The organism is Desulfuromonas sp. TF (genome assembly GCF_000472285.1).
GTDB lineage: Bacteria > Desulfobacterota > Desulfuromonadia > Desulfuromonadales > ATBO01 > ATBO01.
In genome coordinates, this window is record NZ_KI421421.1 from 664,283 (window position 1) to 673,083 (window position 8,801).

At 62.3% G+C, this 8,801-nt stretch carries 6 protein-coding genes and 1 riboswitch; of the genes, 3 read left to right on the forward strand and 3 right to left on the reverse strand.

Features of this window, described 5'->3' with window-relative positions:
* Nucleotides 1–63: 63 nt before the first annotated feature.
* From DTF_RS0114510 to thiD, 3 genes are all read right to left on the reverse strand, one after another.
* Nucleotides 64–1,152: an efflux RND transporter periplasmic adaptor subunit gene (locus DTF_RS0114510; RefSeq protein ID WP_081702985.1), complete on the reverse strand. Its 1,089-nt coding sequence runs from the start codon at nucleotides 1,150–1,152 to the stop codon at nucleotides 64–66.
* A gap of 202 nt (nucleotides 1,153–1,354) precedes the next feature.
* The gene (gene thiC / locus DTF_RS0114515) at nucleotides 1,355–2,656 is read right to left on the reverse strand and encodes a phosphomethylpyrimidine synthase ThiC (RefSeq protein ID WP_027715897.1); all 1,302 of its coding nucleotides are present in this window, start codon (nucleotides 2,654–2,656) and stop codon (nucleotides 1,355–1,357) included.
* Between the two features lie 89 nt (nucleotides 2,657–2,745).
* A complete protein-coding gene (gene thiD, locus DTF_RS0114520) occupies nucleotides 2,746–4,179 on the reverse strand; it encodes a bifunctional hydroxymethylpyrimidine kinase/phosphomethylpyrimidine kinase (RefSeq protein ID WP_051361326.1) in 1,434 nt (477 codons plus the stop codon).
* A 74-nt stretch (nucleotides 4,180–4,253) separates the two neighbouring features.
* Nucleotides 4,254–4,358, reverse strand: a riboswitch (TPP riboswitch).
* 230 nt (nucleotides 4,359–4,588) lie between these two features.
* On the opposite strand from thiD, the gene alr reads away from it, so the two are divergent.
* The 3 genes from alr to purH all read left to right on the forward strand — a co-directional run bounded on the left by alr (nucleotide 4,589) and on the right by purH (nucleotide 8,677).
* Nucleotides 4,589–5,779, forward strand: a complete 1,191-nt coding sequence (gene alr / locus DTF_RS23730) for an alanine racemase (RefSeq protein ID WP_051361350.1) — start codon at nucleotides 4,589–4,591, stop codon at nucleotides 5,777–5,779.
* Between the two features lie 8 nt (nucleotides 5,780–5,787).
* Nucleotides 5,788–7,038 (forward strand): ASKHA domain-containing protein, encoded by a 1,251-nt coding sequence (locus DTF_RS0114530; RefSeq protein ID WP_027715899.1) that lies wholly within the window; start codon nucleotides 5,788–5,790, stop codon nucleotides 7,036–7,038.
* A 73-nt stretch (nucleotides 7,039–7,111) separates the two neighbouring features.
* On the forward strand, nucleotides 7,112–8,677 hold the full coding sequence (gene purH / locus DTF_RS0114535) for a bifunctional phosphoribosylaminoimidazolecarboxamide formyltransferase/IMP cyclohydrolase (RefSeq protein ID WP_027715900.1): 1,566 nt from the start codon (nucleotides 7,112–7,114) through the stop codon (nucleotides 8,675–8,677).
* The last annotated feature ends 124 nt before the right edge of the window (nucleotides 8,678–8,801 follow it).

Genomic DNA, 8,801 nt, shown 5'->3' on the forward strand with positions numbered 1-8,801 from the left:
AGGTTCAAGGTCCAAAGTCCAAGATTCAAGGCTTGCCAGGGCATAGCCGCAGGCGACGCCCGGTCATTCCGGCTGCCTCTCCGTTACTGCCTGTCCCGACCTCAGGCGCTCGTTTCCGCGCACCACCACCCGATCGCCGGGAGCCAGGTTTCCGTCAACACCCTTTAAGGCGTATCTGTCGCCGTAGGCCCCCAGGATATCGACCGTAACCTGCTTGGCTTGACCTTCCGTCACCTTGAAGATGCGTCCGCCTCCCTGGGGCTGGGGGATCAGGGCATCCTTGGGAATCAGCAGAACGGTCTGCGGCGCGCCGAGGTGAAAAGTCACCCGGGCGAGCATGCCGGCCAGAATCTTCCCGTGGGGGTTGTCGATCGCAATTTCGACCGGAAAGGTCCGGGAAGCCGGATCCGCCCGGGGGACAACCGCGCTGACCTCTCCGGGGAAAGTCCGCCCGGTAAGGGCATCAAATGTCACTTCGGCCGGAGTCCCCCTTCCTATTTCGCTGATATGCTTTTCGGGCACCTGGACGGTGACGTGGATGACCCCGAGGTCGGCCAGTTCCACAATCGTGTCGCCCTCGGCCAGCCACTGGCCGGTTTCGGTCTTCTCCTCGACCACCTGCCCGGAAAAGGGGGCGCGCACGGTCATCCGCGCCAGGCGGTCCTCCATGATGCGGACTGCCGCCCGGAATTGTTCTGCCTGGTTCTCAAGGGCGCTGAGATCGGTGCTGCGCGCTTCGAGCTCTTCTTCGGAAATGAACTTCTGATCGAAGAGCTGCCGGGCCCGCCGGAGATCACCCCGTGCCTTCCCGATGCGGTCCCGTGTTTCGGCAAGGCGCGCCCGGGTCTCCTGCAACTGGAGCTGAACCGGCAGGGTTCGCAGACGGACCAGCGCATCCCCCCTCGATACGGTGTCGCCCTTGCGGGCTTCGAGAGATTCCACCAGACCGTCGGTCTGCGCCGCCACCTCCGCCAGACGGCGCGGCTCGGCCGTCCCGACGAGGGCCAGGGGCGGCCGCACCGTATCCTCGGTGACGGCATCGGTAACGATCAGTGCCGGCGGCGGACCTTTTTCTAATGAATTCTCTCCCGGCTGGGCGAAGGCGGAGCAGGGGAGCAGTAGCAGCAGGAGAAGAGTGCGCATTGGCGGCATGGCGGAGCAACCCTCCGGTTGGACTGATTAAACTATGCCACAGGATACGATATTTGGCAGGGCCCTGCCGATGAATCAAGACAGAAAAAAGGAGAGGTTGAAGGAAGGGGGTAATCCGGTGAGCTTGAGCCGGAAGAGGATCTGCGGGGGGGGCGATTGAGGCCGGGACCGGCTGATTGACCGGTCCCGGCGGAAGAGGAGGTCAGTTCGCCGCCTTTTTTTCCCTGCGCTCGTTCATCACCTTGTAGGCGCAGAATTCCCCGCACATGGTGCAGGCGCCGTGCTCTTCGTCCACGCCGGACTCGGCCCGGAGGCGGCGGGCCTTTTCCGGATCGAGGGCCAGGGCGAACTGCCCTTCCCAGTCGAGTTTCTTCCGGCATTTGGCCATGGCGATGTCTTTTTCGATCGCACCGGGAACGCCTTTGACGATATCCCCGGCATGGGCGGCGATGCGGCAGGCCATCACCCCTTCATGAACGTCCTCCACCGTCGGCAGGCGCAGGTGCTCGCTGGCGGTGACATAGCAGAGGAAGTCGGCTCCGGCGGCGGCGGCCAGGGTGCCTCCGATGGCGCAGGTGATGTGATCGTAGCCGGGGGCGATGTCGGTGACCAGGGGGCCGAGAACGTAGAAGGGGGCGCCGTGGCAGAGTCGCTTCTGCAACTGAATGTTGGCTTCGATCTGGTTCAGGGGTACATGCCCGGGACCCTCGATCATCACCTGCACTCCGGCATCCCAGGCCCGCTGGGTCAGTTCGCCGAGGAGAATCAACTCCTGGATCTGGGCCCGGTCGGTGGCGTCGGCCAGGCATCCCGGGCGGAAGCCGTCACCCAGGGAGAGTGTGGCATCGTAAGGCTTGACGAGCTCCAGCAGCCGGTCGAACTGCTCGAAGAGGGGGTTTTCGGCATCGTTGTGGGCCATCCACTCCACGGTGAAGGAGCCGCCGCGGGAGACGACGTCCATGATCCGGCCCTCCCGGTCCATGCGCTCCACGGTGGCGCGGGTGACCCCGCAGTGGACGGTGATGAAGTCGACGCCGTCATCGAGGTGCTTCCGGATGCCGTCGAAGATCTCGTCCGCGGTCATCTCGACCATGGCCTTCCCCTTGCGCGTCACCGTGTCGACGGCAGCCTGGTAGAGGGGGACCGAACCGATGCAGGCGCCGGTCTCGCGGATGATGGCGGCGCGGATCTCGTCGATCGGGCCGCCGGTGGAGAGGTCCATGATGGCGTCGGCGCCGGCGGCAACCGCAACCCGGGCCTTCTCCAGTTCCTTGTCGATGCTCTTGTCGTCCTTGCTGGTGCCGATGTTGGCGTTGACCTTGGTGCGCAGCCCCTTGCCCACGGCCAGGGGAACGCCGCCGGTGTGCCGATTGTTATGGCAGATGATCGCGGTCCCCTCGGCGATGCGTCCTCGAAGGATCTCGGGATCGATTCCCTCGGCCGCGGCCGCCTGTTTCATCTTGTCGGAAATAATGCCCTGACGGGCGAGTTCGAGCTGGGTCATTGTAAAATCCTTGAGTTTTAATTTGTCCAATAAATCCTGGACTTATGTCACAGTTTACAGCTTGCAGCTTGCAGCTTACAGCTTACAGCTTACAGCTTACAGCTTGCAGCTTGCAGCTTTAAAGCTTGTGCCGCCTGCCAGTGGTTGACCGGGCCGTGTCCCGAGCCCATGCTGAAGGCGGTGCGGATCGCTTCGCTGATGAAAATTTTGGCTTTTCCCACGGCTTCGACCAGGGGCACCCCCTGGACAAGAAAGGCGGCAATGGCTGCCGAATAGGCGCAGCCGGTGCCGTGGGTGTTGGGGGTGTCGAAGCGCTCGGAAGGGAACCGGTGCAGGGATTCTCCCGCCAGCAGCAGATCGACGGGCTTTCCCTGCAGATGCCCCCCCTTGAGCAGAACGTTGCGGGCGCCCATCTTCTGCAGGCGGCGGGCGGCCTTTTCCATCTCGTTTTCCGTCTCCACCGGAAGACCTGAGAGCGCCTCGGCCTCGGGGAGGTTCGGGGTGAGCAGATAGGTGTGGGGCAGCAGTTCCCGGCGAAGGGCGTCCACGGCCTCTCGCTGCAGCAGGGGAGCTCCTCCCTTGGCGATCATCACCGGATCGACCACCGCCGGAAGCGCATGCCGGGCAATGGCCCGGGCCACGACCGAAACGATTCCGGCCGAGTAAAGCATGCCGGTTTTGAGGATGTCGGCCCCCAGATCGTCCAGAACCGCTTCAATCTGGTCGGCCACGAAATCGTTCGGGACGGGATGGATTCCCCTCACGCCCCGGGTGTTCTGTGCGGTAAGGGCCGTGATCGCGCCCATGCCGTAGGTCCCGAGAAGCGTTATCGTTTTCAGGTCGGCCTGAATCCCTGCACCGCCTCCCGGATCGGAGCCTGCCACCGTAAGGACCTTGCCCCGCGGCCAGGGCCCGCGGCGATTAAAAAGGAGGGCGATTTCTCTTGCGGCCAGAGCCGGGCCGGGATCGTTCATCACAGCGGAAATCACCGCCACCGCATCGGCGCCGGCTTCGATGGCTTCGGAGGCGCGGTCCCGGTCGATGCCGCCTATGGCGACAACGGGAATCGTGACCGCCCGGCGCACTTTCCGCAGAGTCTCGAGTCCCACCAGCAGAGTGTCCTGTTTGCTGCCGGTGGGATAAATACTCCCAACGCCGACGTAATCCGCTCCCTGAGAAGCGGCCTTGAGCGCCTGCTCCACGGTGCGGGTGGAAACGCCGATGACCCCTGCGGGGCCGAGAAGTCGGCGTGCCTCGGCAACGCTCGCATCGTTCTGGCCGAGGTGAACGCCGTCAGCACCGCTTTGATGAGCCACTTCCGGGGAATCGTTGACGATAAAGGTCGCTCCGGCCTGACGGCACAGAGCGGCCAGATCCCGGGCGGCCGCTACCTTCGTTTCGATGGGAAGGTCTTTATCCCGGTACTGAACGACCCGGGCTCCCCCCTTGAGGGCGGCGGCTACACGCTCCGAAAGCCGGTCGTCACGGTTTTGGTCGGTGATGAGATATAATCCGCCGATCATGACATGATGTTTCCCGAGGTCAAAAATAAAAATCGCCGCGGCCGGAGCGGCCCGCGGCGGTGAATGATCTCCCCGGTTCCCTCACGCCGCTTCCCTACGCCGGCATCATCCGGATCAGGTTCCAAGGGTCGTTCCGGCAGCAGCGGAACTCTCAGTGTGACACTCCCCTAGCGGTCTTGCTGTAATCTGTATGTCTATGCTGAGGCCGGAAAAATCTGCTGTTCGACAGAAGAGATTCCATGGCCGGATGCTACGTGCATTTTCTCTTTAAAAGTAAGGAAAAGGCTATAGGATTCGGCATTTGCTGTCAACCATATTGTCGTCCGGAAACCGGACTTTCTCCTTTACCGGACAGGACGACAATGATAAAATCAGGCGTTTTTTCAGCCTGAAAGGAATGGTTCCATTTATGTCGTCCCGTCGTCCCACGTGTGTGGAAATCAATCTGGATGCCTTGCGCCACAACCTCGATCAGGCCAGCCGGCAGGCGGGGGAGGGGAGGCAGGTGCTGGCCGTGGTCAAGGCCGATGCCTATGGACACGGTGCCGCCAGGGTGGCCATGGCCCTTCAGGAGGCCGGAGTCGACCTCTTCGGAGTGGCCATGGTGGAGGAGGGGATGGATCTGCGCCGGGCGGGTGTTACCCGTCCGGTACTCGTCCTGGGGGGAATCTATCCCGGCCAGGAGGCGGCGATTCTGCAGCATGAGCTGACTCCCGCCCTGTTCGATCTGCAGACGGCGCATCGTCTCGACCGATTCTTCTTTCAAGCCGGACGGGTCTGCCCCTTTCATCTCAAGGTCGATACCGGAATGGGACGGGTCGGTTTCCGTCCCGAGGAGTTGGAGACGGTGCTGAGAGAGTTGGCCGGTCTGCGCTCCCTGTTTATGGAGGGGGTCATCTCCCACCTGGCACTGGCGGACGAGCCGGAGCACCCCTTCACGGACGAGCAGCTCCTGCGTTTCCGGGCCGCACTGGAGAGGGTCCGTAACGCCGGTTTTTCCCCGCATCTCATCCATTTGAGCAACAGTGCCGCTCTTTTTTCCCGGGAAGTGCCGGAATGCAACATGGTGCGTCCCGGCATCGTTCTCTACGGCGGCCTTCCTTCCGCCGTATTCGCCGGTCGTCTCGACCTGCAGCCGGTGATGAGTTTTCGCACCTCCGTGGTTCAGGTCAAGGAGGTTCCCGCCGGAACGGGAGTTTCCTACAGTCACCGCTTTGTGGCCGAGCGGCCGACCATACTCGCCGCCATCCCGGTGGGGTATGCAGACGGATACAGCCGGCACCTCTCCTGCAAGGCAGAAGTCCTCGTTCGCGGCCGAAGGGCCAGGGTCGCAGGGACGGTGTGCATGGACTGGACCCTCATCGACGTCACGGACATTCCCGGCGTTGTCGTCGGCGATGAGGTGACCCTGCTCGGTCGGGACAACGGCCAGGTGATCACCGCCGAGGAATGGGCCGAAAAGGTGGGAACCATCTCCTACGAGGTTTTCTGCCAGGTCAGCAAACGCGTTCCGAGGATTTACATGGAGTCAGGAATCAGGACTCAGGAATCAGGAGACCCGGAAATCCGGAATCTGAAAAACCTGATACCTGAGACCTGATGCCTGAGATGAGCGAAGCGAATTTCTTATTCGCCCTCGATCTGGGCACTACCACTCTGGCCGGTCGCCTCATCGACCGCAATGGGGTTGTTCTTGCCGAGGCGAAGCTGTCCAATCCCCAGCGGGAATTGGGCAGCGATGTCATCCGCCGCCTGGAAGCTTCTCTGAAAGGAGAAGGAACACATCTGCAGGCTCTGCTGATTTCCGGAATCGAGGCCCTGTTTTCAGAACTTCTGGCCCAGGCCGGATGCTCGCGCGCAGATATTTCCGCCGCCGCGGCGGCCGGCAACCCGGCCATTTCCCATCTGCTGCGCAATCTCCCCGTGGAGGCCCTCCTCTTTCCACCCCACCGGCCCCGCGAGAGGGCGGGAGTGTTTCTCGACCCCGCTGATCTGGGAATCGATCTTCCCGTTCCCCTCTATCTTTTCCCCCTGGTCAGCGGCTATGTCGGAGGGGACCTGGTCGCCTTCCTTTACGGGGAAGAATCTGGCGCCTCACCCCTCACCCCTCACCCCTCACGTTTCTTCCTAGACATCGGCACCAACGGGGAAATGGCCCTTTTCGACGGTCAGGGGTGGCTGACCACCTCGGTGGCGGCCGGGCCGGCTTTCGAGGCAGGGGAGATCTCCTGCGGCATGGCGGTGCAGCCGGGGGCGGTGGCGTCGGTGCGGCTGGAGGGCGATTCTCTTCGCCTTTCGGTGATCGGCGACGGTCCTCCACGGGGGATTTGCGGCAGCGGTCTGGCCGCCGTCATCGCCGCCGCCCTGGATGGCGGTCTGATCGATCGACGCGGGAACATCGTCGAGGCCGGTGAGGTGGCGACCAATCTGGCACGCCACATCGCCGATACTCCCTCCGGCCGCGCCTTGCGTCTTTACCGGGATGCGGCGGTCGAACTTCTGGTCACCCAGCAGGATATCCGCAATTTTCAACTGGCCAAGGGTGCCCTCAAGGCCGGTGCCGAATGTCTTATGGCCAGGGCCGGTCTCGATTCAGACCGAATCGGTGAGGTCGTGGTGACCGGCGCCTTCGGTTTTTCTCTCGCTCCCGAGGTCCTTAAAAGGGTTGCCTTGCTCCCGCCAAACATGGTAGATAAGGTACGCTTTGCCGCCGCCGGCGCTCTGGCCGGGGTCTGCCGCCTGCTCATCGACTCCTCCGGCCCCGTCAAGGTTCAACGTCTTGCCGATGTTCTGAAGCCTTATCCCCTTTCGGGGACGCCGGCCTTTGAAGAAGCCTTCGTCGCTTCCCTCGATTTTTAAAAACCGCCAGAAGACGGTTTTTTCTTGTTTTTGGAATATCTAAATATCTTCCGGGTAAAGAAAGGAACAACCCATGGCCGTCATCAAAAGAGCCCTGATCAGTGTGTCGGATAAGACCGGCGTGGTCGATTTTGCCAAGGAACTGAGTGCCTTCGGCGTCGAGATTCTTTCCACCGGCGGTACGGCCGCCCTGCTGCGCAAGGAGGGGCTCGCCGTCAAGGATGTCTCCGAATTCACAGGGTTTCCTGAAATGCTCGACGGCCGGGTCAAGACCCTCCATCCCAAGGTTCACGGCGGCCTCCTGGGGATGCGCGATAACCCGGAGCATGTAGCAAAAATGGCCGAACACGGCATTGAACCCATCGATATGGTGGTGGTTAATCTCTATCCCTTCCAGGCGACGGTGGCCAGGGAGGGGTGCACCCTGGAGGATGCCATCGAGAATATCGACATCGGCGGGCCGACCATGCTGCGCAGCGCCGCCAAGAACAATCGCGACGTCACCGTCCTTGTCGATTGCTCCGACTACGCGTCGGTCCTTGCCGAGATGAAGGAGAGCGGCGGTGCGGTCTGCCGCCCTACCAATTTCCGTCTTGCCGTCAAGGTATACCAGCACACCGCCGCCTACGACGGGGCGATTTCCAATTGGCTGGGGAAGCGACTCGATGAAGATTCGGCTGAATTCCCGCCGACCCTCACTCTCCAGTTCAAAAAGGCCCAGGGGATGCGTTACGGCGAAAACCCCCATCAGAAGGCGGCCTTCTATGTTGAGGGCGAGATAAAAGAGTCTTCCATCTCCACCGCCCGCCAGCTTCAGGGCAAGGAGCTTTCCTACAACAACATCGCCGATACCGATGCCGCCCTCGAATGCGTCAAGCAGTTCGACGAGGGGCCGGCCTGCGTAATCGTCAAGCACGCCAACCCCTGCGGAGTGGCTTACGGCGGCACGCTCCTCGAAGCCTACGAGCGGGCCTTCTCCACCGATCCGGAATCGGCCTTCGGCGGAATCATCGCCCTGAACGGGGAGCTCGATGCGGAGACAGCCCGTGCCATCGTCGATCGCCAGTTCGTCGAAGTAATCATCGCCCCTTCCGTTTCTTCGGCGGCCTCCGAAATTGTGGCCGCCAAGAAGAACGTGCGCCTTCTGGAGTGTGGCCGGTGGCCCGCCGAGCCCGGCCAGCGCCTCGAAATGAAGCGGGTCAACGGCGGCCTGCTGGTGCAGGACGCTGATCTTTCCCTGGTGGACGATCTGCGGGTCGTCTCCCGGCGCAAGCCGACCGACGAGGAGCTGAAGGATCTTCTCTTCACCTGGCGGGTGGCCAAGTTCGTCAAGTCCAATGCCATCGTCTACGGCAAGGGTGGAATGACCATCGGCGTCGGCGCCGGGCAGATGAGCAGGGTCAACTCGGCCCGGATCGCCGCCATCAAGGCCGAACACGCCCGCCTGGAGGTGAAGGGATCGGTGATGGCTTCCGACGCTTTCTTCCCCTTCCGTGATGGAATCGACAACGCTGCCACTGTAGGAATCGCTGCAGTCATTCAGCCCGGCGGATCGATCCGCGACGAAGAAGTCATCGCCGCCGCCGACGAACACGGCATGGCCATGGTGTTTACGGGGATGCGGCATTTCAGGCACTAAATGGAGGAAGCGGCCCTTTTGCCCAATCTCTGCGTCAGGCTACACAATGGTCCTTGTGCGGCGTACGGTGTACGCCTCCGCGGCCATCGCTTGCCTTCCTTGACCTTGGCCAAAATTGCTCGCT